The following is a 19761-nucleotide window of genomic DNA, read 5'->3' on the forward strand; positions in this document are numbered from 1 at the left end:
CTACTCTTAGATAAAATACCAATTCATTTATTAAGATTATGGAGATGTTTTGGTAAGACTTTTTTTATTACTTTTTCTAAGCATCTGTTTATATGCAAAAGATTTTACAATTAGTTCATATAACGTGGAAAATCTCTTTGATTTAAAATCTAACAAAACTGACTATAAAGAGTATAAACCAAACTCTAATTCAAATTGGAATAAAAAAACTTTTGATATAAAACTTTCAAACACAATTAAAGTATTAAAAGATTTAGATAGTGATATTATTGCTTTACAAGAGGTTGAAAATAAAGAACTAATAAAACTTCTATTAAAAAAACTTCCAGATTATAAATATTATTCTTTTTCAAAATATCCAAATTCTAGTGTTGGAGTTGGATTTTTAAGTAAAATTAAAATTTTAAAAGATAAAACAATTGAAGTGAAATTTTCTAATAAAACGTTTAGACCTATTTTAGAAACTACATTTAAATTTGATAATTTTGAATTTAAAATTTTTAATAATCATTGGCCATCAAAAAGATCACCAGAAAGTTATAGAATAAAATTTGCAAAAAAACTTTTTGATAGAATTAACAAACTTCCTTTTGATTATGATTATATTTTACTTGGTGATTTTAATTCAAACTATAATGAATTTGAAACGATCTATTTTAACAAAGACCTAAATAACACACAAAGTTTAACAGGGATAAATCAAGTATTAAATACAACAATAAACAAAAACTATATTACAAAAGAAGATATTTTAAAATATGAAAAAAAAGTACATTATAACTTATGGTTAGAAGTACCTTTCGAAGATAGATTTTCTAGTAAATACAGAGGTGAGAATCAGACACCTGATAATATAATTGTCCCAGCTTCCTTATTTGACAATAAAAATATATCTTATAAAAAAAATAGTTTCAAAGTTTTTAAGCCCTCATATTTATATAAAAATAAAAAAATAAATAGATGGAAGATAGTAAATAAAAGTCATAAAGGATATGGTTTTTCAGACCATCTACCTATAATTGCAAGCTTTACTACTAATAAAATTCTCAAAAAAGAAAAAAAAGATGAAAATATAAAACATATTTCAGAACTATACAAAAAAGTTAAATTAACTGAATCTATAGATTTAAAAGATATAATAGTTATTTATAAAGATTCAGAAAATGCAATTATAAAACAAAAAAATGATAGAGCAATTTACCTTTATAACAATGCAAAAGATTTACAAGAAGGTTATTCTTATGATATAAGAATATTTCAAATAAAAAACTACTTTGGTCTAAAAGAGATTAAAGATTTTAAAATTTTAAAAAACAATGGAAAGTTTTTAGATTATAAAGATTTATATTTAGATTTTAGTAAACTTAATCTAGAAAATTTAAACTATCAAAATGAAATGGTAGAAAATATAGAAGGTTTATATAAAGATGGAAAGCTTTACTATAAAGAAAAAGCTATAAATATATATTTTAAAAATAAAGAGGATAAACCAAAAGATATAATGAATATTAAAATAAAACGTGCTCAAATTGGCTATTATAAAAATAAAACTCAATTAGTTATTCATAAAAAAAGTGACTTCGATGTTAATTAAATCAATTTTTACAAATAGTAGTGGTATTTTACTCTCAAGAATTTTAGGTTTTATTAGAGACCTTTTAACTGCATCAATATTGGGCGCAAATATATATTCTGATATATTTTTTGTTGCTTTTAAGATACCAAATCTTTTTAGAAGAATATTTGCAGAAGGGGCATTTACTCAAGCTTTTATTCCATCATATGCAAAATCAAAATACAAAATTAGATTTTCATCTGTTATATTTCTTCAACTAATTGCATTTTTAATACTATTATCACTTATAGTTACCCTATTTTCAAGTTTAATTACAAAAGCTGTTGCCTTTGGATTTGATGATAAAACTATCGATTTAGCATCACCTTTAGTTGCAATAAATTTTTATTATCTACCTTTAATTTTCATAGTTACTTTTATGGCGGCATTATTACAATATAAAAATCATTTTGCAACAACAGCATTTTCAACTTCTTTATTAAATTTGAGTTTAATTGCAGCACTAATTATCTCAAAAAACTATGATAAATATGAGATTACATTTTATTTATCTTACGGAGTACTTATTGGAGGGATACTACAAATAGCTGTTCATTTGCTTGCAATAAAAAAATATAATTTATGTAAAATATTTACTTTTAAAAGACATGAAAAAAAAGAAGAAAATAGATTTTATAAAAACTTTTTTGCTGCAACGATGGGAAGCTCAACCGCACATCTTTCTGCCTTTTTAGATACTTGGCTAGCTTCTTTTTTAGTTACTGGTTCTATCTCATATTTATATTATGCAAATAGAGTATTTCAACTTCCCCTAGCTCTTTTTGCAATTGCAACTTCTGTTGCCCTGTTTCCAATGATAGCCCGTGCAATAAAAAATAAAGATGAAAATAAGGCTTTACAACTTATGAAAAAGTCTTCTTTGATTTTATTCTCCCTTTTATTAATTGCAACACTAATTGGTATTATTTTAAATGATGAAATAATCTGGTTACTCTTTGAAAGAGGAGCTTTTTCAAGTATTGATACTTCAAATACTGCTTTGATATTAACTATGTATTTAATTGGACTTTTGCCATATGGACTAGCAAAAATATTTTCCTTATGGTTATATGCAAAAGAAGAACAATTTTTAGCAGCAAAAATTTCAGTTAAATCACTTGGTGCAAACATTGTTTTTTCACTTATATTAATTGGACCATATGAAGCAGCTGGATTAGCCTTTGCTAGTACTCTAAGTGGATTTATACTCTTCTTTTTAACATTAAAAGCTTTTGGTTTTAAAAGATTAAAAACACTCTATTTTATGTAATTTTAGATAAAATAAATGTTTAAATTAAAATTTTAGGAAAAAAATGAAAAAATTCTTTTTATATTACTTACCTTATTATAAAAATTACAAATTGAAAATATTTTATGCTTTAATTGGTATTATTCTAGTAGCTTCAGGAAGTGCTGGATTAGCATATATTATAAAACCTTTACTTGATAAAGTTTTTATTGCAAAAGATACAGAAATGTTATATATAGTACCTGTATTATTAATTTTAGTACAAACAGCTCAAGGTGTAGGAAAATACATACAAGTTTATTATGTTTCTTACATAGGACAAGACATTATAAGAATAACTAGAGACAAACTTTTAGGACACATATTAACTCTTGATATTGCATTTTTTCAAAAGAAACATGGAGGAGAGTTAATTTCTAGAATTACAAATGATATAGGTAGAATTCAATCAGCAGTCTCTGATCAAATTGCTGGATTTATTAGAGAAATTCTAACAATTGTAGGCTTAATTGGAGTAGTAATATACCAAAGTGCAGAATTGGCATTTTATGGATTAATAGTCATGCCACTTGCTGTATATCCAATTTTAAAATTAGCGAAAAAAATGAAGAAACTTTCATTTAGATCTCAAGAAAGTGCTTCTGATATAACTTCTCATCTAAGTGAAACTTTTAATAACCTTGAAATAATAAAAGCAAATGGTACAGAAAAACTTGAAATTGATAAATTTATAATTCATAATAAAAACTTTTTTAATATAAATGTTAAATCAGTTAAAACTGCTGAACTTTTATCACCTATAATGGAGTTTATAGGTGCAGTTGCTGCTGCAATAGTTATTATTTATGGTGGAACAGAAGTAATAAATGGTGAATTAACAGCTGGTTCATTTATGTCATTTATTGCTGCATTATTTATGTTATATACTCCTTTAAAAAGAATTTCAGGTATATATAGTAAATTACAAGATGCAGTTGCAGCACATGAAAGAGTTATATCATTATATGATATAAAATCAGAAATATTAACAGGAAATTTAGATTTTCCAAAGAATATTGAATCAATAAATATTAAAGATGTATCTTTAAATTATGGAGACTTAAAAGCATTAATAGATATTAATCTAACAGCACAAAAAGGTGAAAAAGTTGCTCTTGTAGGTGATAGTGGAGGAGGTAAATCTTCTTTAATAAATTTATTAATTAGATTTTATGATACAGAATCAGGTGAAATATTGTTCAATAATTTAAAACTTAAAGATATAAATATAAAATCTTTAAGAGAAAACATCTCAGTAGTTACCCAAAGAGTTTATATCTTTAATGATACTGTAGCCTCAAATGTTGCATATGGGTATGAAATTGATGAAGAAAGAGTAAAAAGTGCCTTAAAACAAGCTCATGCACTTGAGTTCGTGTCATCAATGGAAAATGGAATTTATACTAAGTTAGATGAATTTGGAACTAATTTAAGTGGTGGACAAAGACAAAGAATAGCAATAGCAAGAGCTTTATATAAAAACCCTCAAGTACTTATTTTAGATGAAGCAACATCTGCACTTGATAATGAAAGTGAATCTATTATTTCTGAAGTAATAGATGAAGTAAGTAAAGATAGAATTACATTTGTAATTGCACATAGATTAAGTACAATTAAAAATGCAGATAAAATAGCAGTGTTTAAAAAAGGGAAAATTGTTTGCATAGGAAATGAAGAAAGTCTAGTTAAAGATTGTAAAGAATATCAAAGACTTTATAACTTAGCAAATTTATAAAAAGCTTTATTAACTTTTTTTCAATAGATTTTAGATAAAATATTAAAATTTTTTATAAAGGACCTCTTTGTTTAGTTACCAAACATTAAAAAAATTACTTTTTTTATTTCAACCTGAGACAGCCCATAATTTAGCTGAGTTTGGATTAAGATTACTTCCAAATATAAAACTAATCAATAATTACATGATAAATAAAAATTTTATTATGGATAAAAGACTAAATCAAGAGATATGTGGAATACAATTTCAAAATCCTGTTGGATTAGCTGCTGGATTTGATAAAAATGCAACAATGATAAAATCAATGATGGCATTAGGGTTTGGTTATACTGAAATTGGAACAATGACACCAAGACCTCAAGATGGGAATCCTAAGCCAAGAATGTTTAGATACCCAGCATTAAACTCTGTTCAAAATGCAATGGGATTTAATAACGAAGGTTCAGCAAAAGTTTTAATGAACTTAAAAAAAGTTTATCCATATTCGATACCAATTGGTGCAAATATTGGAAAAAACAAAGTAACGCCTGAAGAGTTTGCACTTCAAGATTATAAAATCTTGATTAGAAAATTTGAAGACAATAGTGACTATTTAGTTATAAATATTTCGAGTCCAAATACACCAAACTTAAGAGATTTACAAAATGAAAAGTTTATTACTGAGCTTTTTTCTATGGCAAAAGAATTAACAGATAAACCAATATTCTTAAAAATTGCGCCAGATATGGAAGTTGAAACAGCAATTGAACTTTGTAAAACTGCAGTAAATGCTGGTGCATCTGGAATTATTGCAACAAATACTACAATTGAGTATTCTTTAGTAGAAGGAGCACAAGACTTTGGTGGATTAAGTGGTGCTTGCTTAACTGAAAAATCTTATAATCTATTTAAAGAGATTTCAAAAGAGTTATATGGTAAAACTGTGTTAATATCAGTTGGTGGTATCTCTGATGCAAAAGAAGCTTATAAAAGATTGAAAGCTGGTGCATCTTTAGTTCAATCTTATACTGGAATGATTTTTGAAGGACCATCAATGGTCAGAAAAATAAATGAAGGTATCTTAGAACTTATGAAAGAAGATGGATTTAATAATATATCTGAAGTTATTGGTTCAGATTTAAGATAAGAAAGGTTATTGAAAAATGATTTCTATTAAAAAATCTAAATTATTTATTTTTCATTTTTCATTATTAATTATATTTATGGGAGATTTAATGAGTCAAAGTTTACCAAACTATTATACAAAAACTTTAGAAAACGGATTAAAAATTGTTGCTATTCCTATGGATAACGGCTCAAATGTTGTTTCTACAAATATATTTTATAATGTAGGTAGTAGAAATGAGATTATGGGTAAATCAGGAATTGCTCATATGTTAGAACACCTAAACTTTAAATCTACAAAGAATTTAAAAGCTGGCGAATTTGATGAGATTGTAAAAGGTTTTGGAGGAGTTAATAATGCTTCAACTTCTTTTGACTATACAAAATACTTTATTAAATCAAGTTCTAAAAATATGGATGAATCATTAAAGTTATTTGCAGAGTTAATGGAAAACTTGACATTAAAAGATGAAGAGTTCCAACCTGAGAGAGATGTGGTTGCAGAAGAAAGAAGATGGAGAACAGACAATAATCCTATGGGATATTTACAATATAGACTTTTTAATAACACATATATTTACCATCCTTATCACTGGACTCCAATTGGATTTACAAATGATATTAAAAATTGGACAATTGATGATATTAGAGATTTTCATTCTACTTATTATCAACCTGCAAACGCTACGGTTGTAATTGCTGGTGATATAACAAAAGAGGAAGTATTCTCTTCAACTGAAAAATATTTTAAAAATATAAAAAACAAAAAAGAGATCCCATCTGTAGTTCATATGGTTGAACCTAAACAAGATGGTGAAAAAAATATAATAGTTCACAAAGAGACTCAAGTAGAGATGTTAGCTGTTTCATACCATATTCCAAATTATGAACATAAAGATCAAGTTGCTCTTTCTGCTCTTAGTGAACTTTTAAGTTCTGGAAAAAGTTCTTATTTACAAAAAATCTTAGTAGATAAAAAAAGATTAGTAAATTCAGTGTATGCATATAATATGGAATTAACAGACCCAGGTGTTTTCCTTTTTATGGCTGTTTGCAACGAAGGTGTAAAAGCTGAAGATGTAAAAAAAGAGATAAACAAAATAATAAAAGATATAAAAAATGGAAATATCACAAAAAAAGAGATAGAAAAGATTAAAATAAATACAAAAGCTGATTTTATTTTTTCACTTGAAAACTCTAGTTCAGTAGCATCGTTGTATGGAAGCTACTTTGTTAGAGGAAATACTAAACCTTTATTTGAATATGAACAAAGAGTTGAAAAATTAAAAAAAGAAGATATTATTAAAGTTACAAAAAAATATCTTACAAAAGAGAATTCGACTACTGTTATATTAAAAAAAGAGGAAAAATGATTAATGGATTATAAAATTACAAAAACAGTTTTTGGAGAAAAACCAGAATATAAGCTTCCAAAACCTATTTTTCTAGAAGAGATGAAAGAAGAAGGACTAATTAAGCTTTTTGATAAATTTTATGATTTAGTATCAGATAGTGATATAGGAAACTTTTTTCCACAAGACGAAGAGGAACTTGAAAAAGTTAAAGCTCATAATGTAAAGTTTTTTATAGAAGCTTGTGGTGGAGAAAAACACTATTCAAAAACAGTTGGACACTTTGATATGATAAAAGCTCATGAACCTTTTTCAATTACTGAAAAAGCTAGAACTGAATGGCTCGGATGTATGGAAGAGATATTAAAAGAGTTTGATATATCGGATGAAGCAAAGATAAGTTTTTGGGAATATTTAGAAACATTTTCAAAGCATACGGTTAATGTAAATACTGGTTTAAAACTGCCAGAAGATATTGTAAAAGTTTAATTATAAGAAAAGGAAAAGATAATATGGAGATTATTACAGGTGCAATGACTGCACTTATTACCCCATTTAAAAATGGAAAATTAGATACGCAAAAATATGAAGAATTAATAAAAAGACAAATAGCACAAGGTATAGATGTAGTTGTTCCTGTTGGTACAACAGGAGAAAGTGCGACACTTTCTGTTGAAGAAGATAAAGAGTGTATAGAGATTGCAGTTGCTACTTGTAAAGGAACTAATGTTAAAGTGATTGCTGGTGCTGGTTCAAATGCTACACATGAAGCTTGTAATATTGCAAAACATGCTCAGTCAGTAGGAGCAGATGGTCTTTTATCTGTTGCGCCATATTATAATAAACCATCACAAGAGGGACTATATCAACACTATAAAGCTATTGCTCAATCTGTAGAAATTCCATTTATGTTATATAATGTACCAGGAAGAACTGGTTCTGATATCTCTGCTGATACAGCTATAAGATTATATGATGATGTAGAAAATATTTATGCAATAAAAGAAGCTACAGGTTCACTAGAAAGAGCAATTGAAATAAATTCTCAAAGACCTGATTTTTGTATTATTTCAGGGGACGATGCAATAGATTTCCCAATGTTGGCAAATGGTGGGAAAGGTATTATTTCTGTAACAGCAAATTTACTTCCAAATGTAAAATCAAAAATTGTTCATTCTGTTTTTGAAGGAGATTATGATACAGCAAGAAGATTAAATAATGAATTATATCAATTAAATAAAGTACTTTTTGTTGAACCAAATCCTATTCCAGTTAAAGCTGCGATGTATTTAGCAGGATTATTAGATACATTGGAATATAGATTGCCATTAACGGCACCAAGTGCAGAAACAATGAAAAAATTAGAAGAAGTATTAAAAAATTATGAGGTGATAAAATAATGAATGAAAATATGAAGGGGAAGACTTTAGTTATTAGTGGAGGGACTAAAGGAATTGGTAAAGAGTGTGTTTATAAATTTGCAAGTAATGGTGTAAATGTTGCATTTACATATAATTCGAATGCACAAATTGCAGAAGATATTTGTAAAGATATTGAAAATAAATTTGGTGTAAAATGTAAGTGTTATCCATTTAATATTTTAGAGCCAGAAAAATATAAAGAATTATTTTTGGAAATTGATAAAGATTTTGATAGAGTTGATTTCTTTATTTCAAATGCTATGATTTATGGAAGAGCTGTAGTTGGTGGATATGGTAAGTTTATGAAACTAAAACCAAGAGGATTAAACAATATTTATACTGCAACTGTTAATGCTTTTGTTTGTGGAGCACAACAAGCAGCTAAAAGAATGGAAAAAATTGGTGGTGGTTCAATTGTCTCTTTAAGTAGTACAGGAAATTTAGTTTATATAGAAAACTACTCAGGTCATGGAACAAATAAAGCTGCAGTTGAAGCAATGGTTAGATATGCAGCAACTGAACTTGGAGAAATGAATATTAGAGTTAATGCTGTTTCTGGTGGACCTATTGATACAGATGCACTTAAAGCATTTACAAATTATGAAGAAGTAAAAGCTAAAACTGCTGAATATTCTCCATTAAATAGAATTGGACAACCTCAAGACTTAGCACAATCATGTTTCTTTTTATGTACTCAAGATGCATCTTGGATTACAGGTCATACATTGATTGTTGATGGTGGGACAACATTTAAATAATGAAGAAAACTCTAAATCTTCCAAATACACTCGCACTTTTCAGAATAGCATTAGCACCGCTAATGCTACTATTTTTAATAGAAAGAGATTTACTTATTTTTGAAAACTGGCATCCAAGTTGGCTTGACTATTTTGCTGGTTTGATTTTTGTAATAGCTTCAGTTACTGATTTTTTTGATGGATACATAGCCAGAAGTTGGGATCAAATGACTAAACTTGGAGCCATTCTTGATCCTCTTGCAGATAAGATGTTAATGTTAGCAGGTTTTCTAGGATTAATGGTAATAGATAGAGCTTCTGGATGGGCTGTTTTTTTAATTCTTTCAAGAGAATTTTTTATAACAGGATTAAGAGTTGTTGCTGTTGCCGAAGGTAAAAGTGTAGCTTCAACAATGGCTGGAAAAGTTAAAACTGTATTTCAAATGATTGCAATAGGTTTTTTAATTATGAACTGGCCATTTGCAACTGCACTTTTATGGGTAGCTGTAGTTTTAACTATATATTCTGGATATGAATATACTAGAGATTATTTTAAAATATAAGGATTTTTTTTGGGTACAATTACTTTTTTATTAGTACTTTCATTTTTAGTATTTTTCCATGAATTAGGACATTTTTTAGCAGCAAAATTTTTTGGAGTTAAAGTGCAAGTTTTCTCAATTGGTTTTGGGAAAAAAATTTATGCAAAAGAGTGGAAAGGTACAGTTTGGCAATTTGCCTTAGTACCACTTGGCGGTTATGTAAAGATGAAAGGTCAAGATGACACTAAACCAGGACTTGTTGAAGAGGGAAATGACTCATACAATAACAAAACTCCTTGGCAAAGAATAGTAATATTATTTGCAGGTCCTTTTGCAAATTTTATTCTTGCAGCTATTTTATATTTTGTAATAGCACTTGCAGGAGCTAATTCTTTAAGTCCAACTGTTGGACAAATTCAGCCAAACTCACCAGCTCAAAAAGCTGGAATTGAAGCTGGTGATATAATATTAAAAATAAATGATAAAAATATAAAAACTTGGGAAGACTTAGGAAATTATATTAAAAACTCTCAAGGTTCATTAAAGTTTATTATAGAAAGAGATGGTAAAGTTATAGCAAAAACAATAAATCCATATATCTCTGATGCCCAAAATATTTTTAAAGAAAACATCAAAAAAAGGATGATAGGTATCTCCCCTGCACCTAAAATAGTAACAATTTATCATGATCCAATTTCAGCACTATCTTATGCTTGGGATAAAACAATTGAATCTTCAAAGATGATTTTTCTTGGCGTTCAAAAACTTATTCAAGGGATAATTCCTAGTTCAGAAGTTGGAGGAGTTATATCAATAGGAAAAGTAATTTCTGATGCAAGTGAATCATCTATAATCGCCCTACTTGCTATTACTGCATTAATTTCTGTTAACCTAGGAGTTTTAAATCTTCTACCAATTCCTGCATTAGATGGAGGACATATAATGTTTAATTTATATGAAATCATAACAAGAAGAAAACCAAGTGACCAAGTATTTATGTTTTTAACACTTGCTGGTTGGGTAATTTTAGCCTCTTTGATGTTACTTGGTATATACAACGATATAAATAGAATATTTTTAAAAGGTTAATAATGGAAAAAGAACTTGCTGTTAAAAATTTAGATAAAGTTATTACAAAAGTCGAAGCTTCAAGACTTAGAGTATCAGAACATCATATAGTAAAAATTATTGGTATCTCTAAATATTCTACTGCGGAAGATATAAAAACACTTTATGAAGTTGGACAAAGAGCTTTTGGTGAAAATAAAGTTCAAGATTTAAAAACAAAAAAAGATATTCTAAATGATTTGCCTATAGAGTGGCATTTTGTTGGAAGACTTCAAAAAAATAAAATAAACAATTTAATTGATTTAAATCCCACATTAATGCACTCTTTAGATTCTATTGAATTAGCAGAAGAATTAAATAAAAAACTTGAAGCAAAAAATAAAAAGATGTCTTGCTTACTGCAAATAAATTCTGCATATGAAGATAGTAAAGCAGGTGTAAAACCTGATGAAGCAGTTTCAATATATAAATACATAAATGAAAACTATAAAAATATCCGTTTAAAAGGTGTAATGAGTATAGGTGCTCATACAGATGAAAGAGAAGTGGTAAAAAAATCATTCATTACTACCAAAAATATTTTTGATGAACTTAAACCTTTTGGTGCAAAATATTGTTCTATGGGCATGAGCTCAGATTTTGATTTAGCGATAGCTTGTGGATCAAATATGATTAGAGTTGGTTCTACTTTATTTAAGTAAAACTAAACTCTATTCTAAAATATTTTATGATATAATTCAAAAATAATTTTTTTATGCTTCAAAATTATATTTTCCTAATTAAAGGTGCCAAATGAAAAATTTAAGTGATATACGAAAATGGTTAAAAAGTAAAAATATAGAAAACTATACAATCTCTGAAGATTTATATATCACAGTTCATGGCAATGTAGACTTAGATGGTAAAGTAGTTGAAAGAGAGCTTCCAGTTAAGTTTGAAGTTGTTGATGGATACTTTAATATTGCAAATAATAATTTAGAAACTCTAGAAGGATGTCCTAAGAAAGTAGCAAGAGATTTCAACTGCTCAAATAATAAAATAACAAGTCTTTTTGGTGGTCCACAAATTGTTGGAGACTTTGATTGTTCAAATAATGAATTAAAAAATAATTTATCTTATGGTCCTAAAGAGGTTTATGGATATTATAACTGTTCAAATAATAGACTTTCAACTATAGATGGAGCTCCTAGAAGTATTGTAGAGTATTTTAATTGTTCAAACAACCTACTTACTAGTTTAAAAGGTGGTCCTAAATATGTTGATGGCTTTTTTGATTGTTCTCAAAATAGACTAGAAACATTAAAAGGTGGACCAATTACAGTTGGACAAGATTATATTTGTTATTGGAATCAATTAAAAAATTTAAATGATGTAGCAGATGAAATCTCTTGGAATCTAATTACTGATATCTCTTTAAATCATATTACAAAAAGTTTCGATGAAGAGAAAAAAGTTTGGACTTATAAAGGTGAAGAGGTAATTGGTCATATTTATAAACCATTACTAGACCTTACAGATAAAGATGATATTAGAAGATGGCTTCTAAAACATGGAGTTAAAGATTTTCATATTTTAAAAGATAATTCTGTAAAAGTACAAGGAGATGTTAATTTTTCTAAAAAGTTAGAAAACCTTTCAAAACTTCCTCTTAGATTTCATGAAGTAACAGGTGATTTTGATATTAGTGACAATGTTTTAATAACACTTGAAGGTTCTCCTAAAAGAGTTGGAGGAAGTTTTTTAGCATATAAGAATGAATTAACATCACTAAAAGGTGGACCAATAGAAGTTGGGAAAAACTTTATTATATTAAGAAATAATATCACCTCATTAGAATACTCACCTGTAAAAGTAAAAGAGGATTATATTTGTTCTCATAATCCACTAAAAAGTTTAGTTGGTGTTGTTGATGTAGGTGGAAATATTTTTACAAATCTTTTTATTGAAAATCTAAAATATCAAGAATTTACATACAACTCAGTTAAAACATATAAATATGATGGTGATGCTATATTAAAATATATTGAAAAAGAGTGTAAAGTATTAACAGAAGAAGAACAAGTATTTGAAATGACTAGAAGAAATATTCAAAATGCTATTAATAAAATGATAAACAATGATACTCTTAAAAAAGAGATGATTAATGATACTCTTCTTAAAAACTTAACTAAATACAATTTACATGATTTAAAAGAGATGGTACTTATTATTAAAAATCCTCCTAAAGAAAGAGAAAAGAAAGAGTTATCAGAAGAAGAGATTTTACAATCAGTATTTGACCAAGAGATTTAAAGGTAGAAAATGGAAATTTCTAATAATCTTAATAGATATGACTCAACAATACAAGCTAATTCTCCACAAAATATTCAAGTAAATCCCAAAAGTAGTATTAAACAATTTACAGAAGCTTTTAAAGTTGAACTTAGCCAAAGAGCAATGGCTAGTGAAGAATTTAGTGACCAAAGCATAAATTTCCCTGTCTACAATGAAGATGTTCTTCAATACAGTGAAAATTTAAACTTAATATTTAAGCCCTAGTCACAAGAGTTTTTAAACTTTTTCAACTCTTCCTCGATTGATGGTACTCTCATAAAGTGTTCCCCTATAAGAAAAGCATCAGCTCCAATTGAACTTAATCTTTTTATTGTTTCAGTATTTGAAACTCCAGATTCTGCAACAATTATTTTCCCATTTGGAATCATTGGAATCAATTGCTCACAAAGAGTCATATCCATCTCAAAAGTTTCAAGGTTTCTATGATTTATACCAATTATAGTTGCTCCACACTTCATAGCTTTTTTCAAATCCTCTTTATCATGAATCTCAACTAAAACTTCTAAACCTAAGTGTAAAGCGTAATCATAAAGCTCTTTTAACTCTTTTGTACTTAAGCTTTTTGCAATAAGTAAAATAAAATCTGCACCATATACTAAAGCTTCAACTATTTGATATTTATCTAAAATAAAATCTTTTCTAAGTAAAGGAGTAGGAACATATCTTCTGATTTGCGTTAAATATTCTAAATTACCTTGAAAGTAATGTGGTTCAGTTAATACAGATATTGCATTTGCTCCATTTTTAGAATACTCTTGTGCAATAAATAAAGGGTCAAAATCCTCTTTTATTACACCCTTACTAGGACTTGCTTTTTTAACCTCTGCAATAATCCTTACAGGCTCTTCTTTTGTTGATGTTAAGTATGGTTTTACATCTCTAGGAGGAAAAGGGTTTATACTTAAACTTCTTCCTAACCAATCAAGAGAATAATCTTTTTTTCTTTTTTCTACATCTTCTCTTGTTCTTCTATTAATCTCATCTAAAATCACTTATTACACTCCTTAATTTTTTCCCAATGTAATTTAATCTCTTTATCATTTGTTCCTGCAGCTTCAACAACTTTTTTCATATTTATATATGCATTTTTACAATCTTTTTGTTTATATAAACCCCAAGCTAACGAATCTAAATATGCTAAATTATTTGGTGCTTTCTGTAATGCTTTTCTTACATAAGAAATACCCTTTTTAACATCAATATCAAAATCAATTAAAATATACCCTAAATAGTTTTGATAAACATGATTATCAAGAACAGTTAAAACATTTTCAAATTTTTTAATTACACTTTTTAAAACTTTTTTCTTATCTTTTGCCATTTCAAACTCAACAATTGCAATTTGTGCTAAATAATCAATATTTCCAGTATCTTTATAAAGTTTATTCACTAATGAATATGCTTTATCATAATTATTTGTTGCACGATATAAAGATAATAGTTTGTTATCATTTGCCCCACTATCTTCTAGAAAAGAGATAGCTTCATTTATATCTTTTTTTTCTAAATAAAACATTAACAATTTATAGATTCTATCTAGCGTTTTTATATTATTTTCATCTTTAAAAGTGATATATGTACGTTTTAAAATAGATATAACACCTTCAATATTTTTTTCTTTTTGATAAAACTCTAAAAGTTTAGAGCAAACAATATTTCCACAACCTCTTAAATTTACATAAGATTCAAGAAGATTTATTGCTTTATTTTTTTCATTAGTAAAGTTATACATTACATTTGAAAGATTCAACAATGAACTTACTGAAGCACTATTTTTATAAAGCTTATTATAAAGTTCTTCTGCTTTTTTATATTCTTCTTTTTTAATATAAATATTACCTAATAATTCATTTATTGATTCATCATCTTCTATTTTTAATAGATCTTTTGTCTCTTTTTCTGCTAAATCCAATTCACTTTTTTGTATAAGTGCCAGTACATAAATTTTTAGAATTCTATTTTTATTTATATCAAGAATATTTTTATTATTTTTTACATATGTAATTAATTCATCATATCTTTTTAAACTAAATGCTAATTTTGTATATTCTAATAAATATTGTTCTTTTAATGTATTTTCAAAAAGTTTTAAAAACAAATCACTTGCTTCTTCCTTATTTCCTTGTCTTAAATACTCAAGGGCAAACATAATGTATCTATCTTCCAAAGCAAAAGTTTTGTACTTATAGTCTTTTTTTATTAAGTTATTGTCAATAGATTGATTATTTAAACTACAACCTGAAAGAAAAATAAGAAAAATAAAAATTATATATCTATAATAGCTGGACACTCTTCTTTCACCTCATTTTTTCTTGTTTTAAAATATTCCCAAAAAGGAAATGTTTTACACTGTATTGGTCTTGCATCATATATGGAACACTGTTTTTTATCTAAATCAAAAAAGTTACAAGCATAATTGTTTTCTGATAGCTTAATCTCTTTTATACTGTATCTATAACCTCTTTTTTCTAAAAAATTGGTTTTTAGTTCTTCTAAAGAGATATTTAAAAATTTACTTAATTTTTTCATCTCCTCTTTTTTAATCCAAATATTTCCACTTTCTCCAATACAACAATTACCTTCACATGATTCACAACCTATTGGATTAAATGCAAAATTAAAACCTTCTTTTTTTATAATATTCATATCTCTACTTTTATACTATGTGTTGAACACATTTCATATATTTTTTTAACTTTTGGTGTAAATTCATTATCTTCAAAAACATATATTGAATCTAAAACTCTTAATAAAGATTTTGAATTTTTTCTTGCATAAATCAAAACTAAAGTTGCATCTTTACCCTCTTTAGGATAAACAAACTGCATAGCTTCAATATTAAGCTTACAATCTTCTAAAAGTTTTACAATCTCTTTTAATTGTTTTACATCATAACAAAAAAAGAATTTTCCATCATTTTTTAAAACTTTTGAAACTTTTTTAATAAAAAGATTCAACGGCATACTATCATTATATCGTGCGATTTTAAGATTTTCATTTTCACTTTTTATTACATTACTATGATAAAAAGGCGGATTTGATACACATATATCAAATTGTTTGTCAAACTCTAACTCTAAAAAAGAGCCTTTGTACATTTGAGAATCTATATTATTACATTTAGCATTTATAGTAGATAACTCCTGAAAAGTTTTTTGAATCTCACATTGATTTAAATTTAGTTTTTTATTGTCTCTAGTAATGAGAAGTCCTAAAATCCCACTTCCACTTCCTATGTCTAAAATTTCACCTTTTACATTTTTAAATTTTATTAAACATTCAATTGTAAAATTATATAAAAAATGGGTGTCACTATTATAACAATATCCATTACTAGGTTGATATAAAACCAAAAAATACCTTTTCTTAATTTTTTGTGATTATATCTAATAATTCATTTAATTAAAGTGAGTTGTAAAATGAATATTTTTATCTAAAATTATTTTAAATTATATAAACTATCAAAGCGTATAATATAACTTTTATTTATATTTTTTTATGTAGCATAAAGTAACAAAAACGAAATTGAAACGCTATAATTGTATATTTAAATTAACTTTAATTACAGAATTAGTTATCATTCTTCAAGTATACTTGAGAATTTCTGCTCAACTATCAATCAAATTTTTTAAGGGGAAAATATGGCAATTATGGATGCTCCTGCAAACACACCTGTTTGGGTAGATGAAAATAGATGTAAAGCATGTGATGTTTGTGTATCAGTATGTCCAGCTGGTGTTTTGGCTATGAGACCAGAACCTACTTCTACACTTGGTGCAATGGTACAAATAATAGCTCCGGAATCATGTATTGGCTGTAATGACTGTGAACTATCATGTCCTGATTTTGCAATATATGTTGCAGATAAAAAAGAGTTTAAATTTGCTAAGCTAACTGATGAAGCTAAACAAAGAGGCGAAGCAATCAAAAAAAACAATTATAGAGTGCTAAGTGCATAAGGAGAAGTAATGGCAAGAGAGATAATATCAACGGGTAATGATTTAGCTGCAATGGCAGCAGTAGATGCTGGATGTGAGTTTTTTGGCGGGTATCCAATTACTCCATCATCAGAAGTTATGCATACAATCTCTGATTTACTTCCAAAGTCAGGCGGTGCAGCAATTCAAATGGAAGATGAGATTGCAGGAATTTGTGCTGCATTAGGTGCAGCTATGTCAGGGAAAAGATCACTTACTGCTACATCAGGGCCAGGGATTTCATTAAAAGCAGAAAATATTGGTCTAGGATATATTGCAGAAGTTCCTTTAGTAATTATAAATGTAATGAGAGGTGGACCTTCAACAGGACTTCCAACTAGAGTTCAACAAGGTGATGTAAACCAAGCTAAAGCTCCTACACATGGTGACTATAAATCAATCACAGTATGTGCTTCTACTTTAGAAGAGTGTTATACAGAAACTGTAAGAGCATTTAACCTTGCAGATAGATTTATGCAACCTGTATTTGTACTTTTAGACGAAACAATAGGTCACATGTCAGGGAAAGCTGTATTACCTACTTTAGAAGAAGTTAAAGCTAATATAAAACCAAGAAGAGTATTTGAAGGGGATCCAAAAGATTACAGACCTTATGATGTTCCAAAAGATGAAGCAGCAATATTAAATCCAATGTTTAAAGGTTATAGATATCACTATACAGGACTTCATCATGACTTTAATGGACACCCAACAGAAGATGCAACTATGTGTCAAAATTTAATTGATAGATTATTCAATAAAGTTGAAGCACATGTTGATGAGATTGATTCTTATGAAGAGTATAAATTAGATGATGCAGAAATTATGATTATTGCTTATGGTTCAGTTGCACTATCAGCAAGAGAAGCGATCAATAGATTAAGGGAAGAAGGTACTAAAGTTGGGATGTTTAGACCAATAACTTTATGGCCAAGTCCAGAAAATAAAATAAAAGAGCTATGTGATAAAATTGATAAAACATTAGTTATTGAGCTTAATATGGGACAATATATTGATGAGATAGAAAGAGCTAGTGGAAGAAGAGATTTTGAGAAACTATTTAAAGCGAACGGTAGACCTATAGCTCCATTAGAAATCATTGAAAAAGTGAAAGGAATGTAAGATGGCATTTAATTATGATGAATATTTAAGAACAAATAAAATGCCAACACTATGGTGTTGGGGATGTGGTGATGGAGTTATCTTAAAAGCATTAATTAGAGCAATTGATAAATTAGGATGGAACATGGATGATGTTTGTGTTGTATCTGGAATTGGTTGTTCTGGAAGATTTTCATCTTACATTAACTGTAACACTATTCATACAACTCATGGTAGAGCTGTTGCATATGCTACGGGTGTAAAGTTAGCAAATCCTGATAAACATGTTATTTGTGTAACAGGAGATGGGGATGGATTAGCAATTGGTGGAAATCATACAATTCATGGTTGTAGAAGAAATATTGATATTAATCATATTGTTATTGATAATTTTATTTATGGATTAACAAACTCACAAACTTCACCTACAACTCCTCAAGGGATGTGGACCGTTACTATGAAAAGAGGAAATATTGATCCAACATTTGATGCATGTAATTTGGCAATTGGAGCTGGTGCATCTTTTGTAGCAAGAGAAACTATGCTTGATCCTAAAAAACTAGAGAGAGTTTTTGTAAAAGGTTTAGAACACAATGGATACTCTTTCTTTGATATTTTCTCAAACTGTCACGTTAATCTTGGAAGAAAAAATAAAATGAATTCTGCAATGGCAAATTTAGAATGGATCGATTCAATTAGTATGGCAAAAACTAAATTTGATAAATTAGATGATGCTGAGAAAAATGGAATATTTCCAACTGGTATTCTTAAACAAAACACTGAAGCGAAAGAGTATACAGATATGTATGCTAAAGTTAAAGAAGCACACCAAAATAAAACTGCGGTAGAACTATAAGGAGAACACAATGGCTAGAACATTAATGAGATTTACAGGTGTTGGTGGACAAGGTGTACTTCTTGCAGGTGCAATCTTTGCAGCAGCAAAAATTAAAGCTGGTGGATATGGATTAAAAACTGCAACATATACTTCACAAGTAAGAGGTGGAGCAACTGTTGTTGATATTACATTAGAAGATGATCCTATTTTATATCCTTATGCAAATGATGGAGAGATTGACTTTATGCTTTCAGTTGCACAAGTATCTTATGACCAGTTTAAATCAGGAGTTAAACCAGGAGGTACAATTGTTATTGAACCAAATCTTGTAACTCCAACCCAAGAGGATAAAGAAACTTGGAATATTTATGAAATTCCAATTATTACAATCGCAAAAGAAGAAGTAGGAAATGTTATTACTCAATCAGTTCTTGCATTATCAATTGCCAACTATATGACCGGTCATACAGTTGATGATGAAATACTAAGAGAAGCAATGCTTTCAAAAGTACCTGAAAAGGTACATGATATAAACAATAAAGCTTTCGATTTAGGTATAAAATACGCTAAACAAGCAACTGCTTAAATTATAATAAGTCCTTTTTTAATTAAAGGGCTTATTTCTTTTTTATATAAAATAACTTTAGAA

21 protein-coding genes are annotated in these 19761 nt (G+C 27.7%); 17 read left to right on the forward strand and 4 right to left on the reverse strand.

Going from position 1 to position 19761, the window contains the following annotated elements; genetic code table 11:
* The first annotated feature begins 49 nt into the window (after positions 1-49).
* The 13 genes from ACKU4C_RS09055 to ACKU4C_RS09115 all read left to right on the forward strand — a co-directional run bounded on the left by ACKU4C_RS09055 (position 50) and on the right by ACKU4C_RS09115 (position 13400).
* Positions 50-1594 (forward strand): endonuclease/exonuclease/phosphatase family protein, encoded by a 1545-nt coding sequence (locus ACKU4C_RS09055; protein WP_321311548.1) that lies wholly within the window; start codon positions 50-52, stop codon positions 1592-1594.
* A complete protein-coding gene (murJ, locus tag ACKU4C_RS09060; RefSeq protein WP_321311549.1) occupies positions 1584-2885 on the forward strand; it encodes a murein biosynthesis integral membrane protein MurJ in 1302 nt (433 codons plus the stop codon). Before ACKU4C_RS09055 ends, murJ begins: the two co-directional genes overlap by 11 nt.
* A 43-nt stretch (positions 2886-2928) precedes the next feature.
* Positions 2929-4638, forward strand: coding sequence for an ABC transporter ATP-binding protein (locus ACKU4C_RS09065; protein WP_321311550.1), 1710 nt, complete (start codon positions 2929-2931; stop codon positions 4636-4638).
* 67 nt (positions 4639-4705) lie between these two features.
* Positions 4706-5764, forward strand: a complete 1059-nt coding sequence (locus ACKU4C_RS09070; RefSeq protein WP_321311551.1) for a quinone-dependent dihydroorotate dehydrogenase — start codon at positions 4706-4708, stop codon at positions 5762-5764.
* A gap of 88 nt (positions 5765-5852) precedes the next feature.
* On the forward strand, positions 5853-7115 hold the full coding sequence (locus tag ACKU4C_RS09075; RefSeq protein WP_321311552.1) for a pitrilysin family protein: 1263 nt from the start codon (positions 5853-5855) through the stop codon (positions 7113-7115).
* Between the two features lie 3 nt (positions 7116-7118).
* Entirely contained in the window at positions 7119-7583 is a 465-nt protein-coding gene (locus ACKU4C_RS09080; protein WP_321311553.1) for a globin, read from the forward strand.
* A 23-nt stretch (positions 7584-7606) separates the two neighbouring features.
* Entirely contained in the window at positions 7607-8494 is an 888-nt protein-coding gene (gene dapA / locus ACKU4C_RS09085; RefSeq protein WP_321311554.1) for a 4-hydroxy-tetrahydrodipicolinate synthase, read from the forward strand.
* Positions 8494-9273 (forward strand): enoyl-ACP reductase, encoded by a 780-nt coding sequence (locus ACKU4C_RS09090; protein WP_321311555.1) that lies wholly within the window; start codon positions 8494-8496, stop codon positions 9271-9273. The genes dapA and ACKU4C_RS09090 overlap by 1 nt, the downstream gene beginning before the upstream one ends.
* Positions 9273-9815 (forward strand): CDP-diacylglycerol--glycerol-3-phosphate 3-phosphatidyltransferase, encoded by a 543-nt coding sequence (gene pgsA, locus ACKU4C_RS09095; RefSeq protein WP_321311556.1) that lies wholly within the window; start codon positions 9273-9275, stop codon positions 9813-9815. The genes ACKU4C_RS09090 and pgsA overlap by 1 nt, the downstream gene beginning before the upstream one ends.
* 9 nt (positions 9816-9824) lie before the next feature.
* Positions 9825-10883 carry an RIP metalloprotease RseP gene (gene rseP / locus ACKU4C_RS09100; protein ID WP_321311557.1) on the forward strand — a complete coding sequence of 353 codons (1059 nt, stop codon included), beginning with the start codon at positions 9825-9827 and terminating at the stop codon, positions 10881-10883.
* A gap of 2 nt (positions 10884-10885) precedes the next feature.
* Complete coding sequence (locus ACKU4C_RS09105) at positions 10886-11563, forward strand: YggS family pyridoxal phosphate-dependent enzyme (protein WP_321311558.1); 678 nt, start codon at positions 10886-10888, stop codon at positions 11561-11563.
* A gap of 91 nt (positions 11564-11654) precedes the next feature.
* The gene (locus ACKU4C_RS09110; protein ID WP_321311559.1) at positions 11655-13154 is read left to right on the forward strand and encodes a hypothetical protein; all 1500 of its coding nucleotides are present in this window, start codon (positions 11655-11657) and stop codon (positions 13152-13154) included.
* 9 nt (positions 13155-13163) lie between these two features.
* Entirely contained in the window at positions 13164-13400 is a 237-nt protein-coding gene (locus ACKU4C_RS09115) for a hypothetical protein (RefSeq protein ID WP_321311560.1), read from the forward strand.
* On the opposite strand, the gene trpC is transcribed toward ACKU4C_RS09115, so the two are convergent.
* From trpC to ACKU4C_RS09135, 4 genes are all read right to left on the reverse strand, one after another.
* Positions 13397-14188: an indole-3-glycerol phosphate synthase TrpC gene (gene trpC / locus ACKU4C_RS09120; RefSeq protein WP_321311561.1), complete on the reverse strand. Its 792-nt coding sequence runs from the start codon at positions 14186-14188 to the stop codon at positions 13397-13399. The two genes, ACKU4C_RS09115 and trpC, sit on opposite strands and share 4 nt — an antisense overlap.
* The gene (locus ACKU4C_RS09125; protein ID WP_321311562.1) at positions 14185-15345 is read right to left on the reverse strand and encodes a hypothetical protein; all 1161 of its coding nucleotides are present in this window, start codon (positions 15343-15345) and stop codon (positions 14185-14187) included. Before ACKU4C_RS09125 ends, trpC begins: the two co-directional genes overlap by 4 nt.
* A gap of 116 nt (positions 15346-15461) precedes the next feature.
* The gene (locus ACKU4C_RS09130; protein WP_321311563.1) at positions 15462-15842 is read right to left on the reverse strand and encodes a YkgJ family cysteine cluster protein; all 381 of its coding nucleotides are present in this window, start codon (positions 15840-15842) and stop codon (positions 15462-15464) included.
* Positions 15839-16549, reverse strand: a complete 711-nt coding sequence (locus tag ACKU4C_RS09135) for a methyltransferase (protein ID WP_321311564.1) — start codon at positions 16547-16549, stop codon at positions 15839-15841. Before ACKU4C_RS09135 ends, ACKU4C_RS09130 begins: the two co-directional genes overlap by 4 nt.
* Before the next feature lie 288 nt (positions 16550-16837).
* Between ACKU4C_RS09135 and ACKU4C_RS09140 the strand changes: the two genes are divergently transcribed.
* The 4 genes from ACKU4C_RS09140 to ACKU4C_RS09155 are packed head-to-tail and all read left to right on the forward strand — an operon-like array spanning position 16838 to position 19698.
* Complete coding sequence (locus tag ACKU4C_RS09140) at positions 16838-17155, forward strand: 4Fe-4S dicluster domain-containing protein (protein ID WP_321311565.1); 318 nt, start codon at positions 16838-16840, stop codon at positions 17153-17155.
* 9 nt (positions 17156-17164) lie between these two features.
* Entirely contained in the window at positions 17165-18295 is a 1131-nt protein-coding gene (locus tag ACKU4C_RS09145; RefSeq protein WP_321311566.1) for a 2-oxoglutarate synthase subunit alpha, read from the forward strand.
* Between the two features lies 1 nt (position 18296).
* Entirely contained in the window at positions 18297-19130 is an 834-nt protein-coding gene (locus ACKU4C_RS09150) for a 2-oxoglutarate ferredoxin oxidoreductase subunit beta (RefSeq protein WP_321311567.1), read from the forward strand.
* Between the two features lie 10 nt (positions 19131-19140).
* Complete coding sequence (locus ACKU4C_RS09155; RefSeq protein ID WP_321311568.1) at positions 19141-19698, forward strand: 2-oxoacid:acceptor oxidoreductase family protein; 558 nt, start codon at positions 19141-19143, stop codon at positions 19696-19698.
* Positions 19699-19761 lie beyond the last annotated feature (63 nt).

Origin of the sequence: Halarcobacter sp. (assembly GCF_963676935.1) — a bacterium.
GTDB lineage: Bacteria > Campylobacterota > Campylobacteria > Campylobacterales > Arcobacteraceae > Halarcobacter.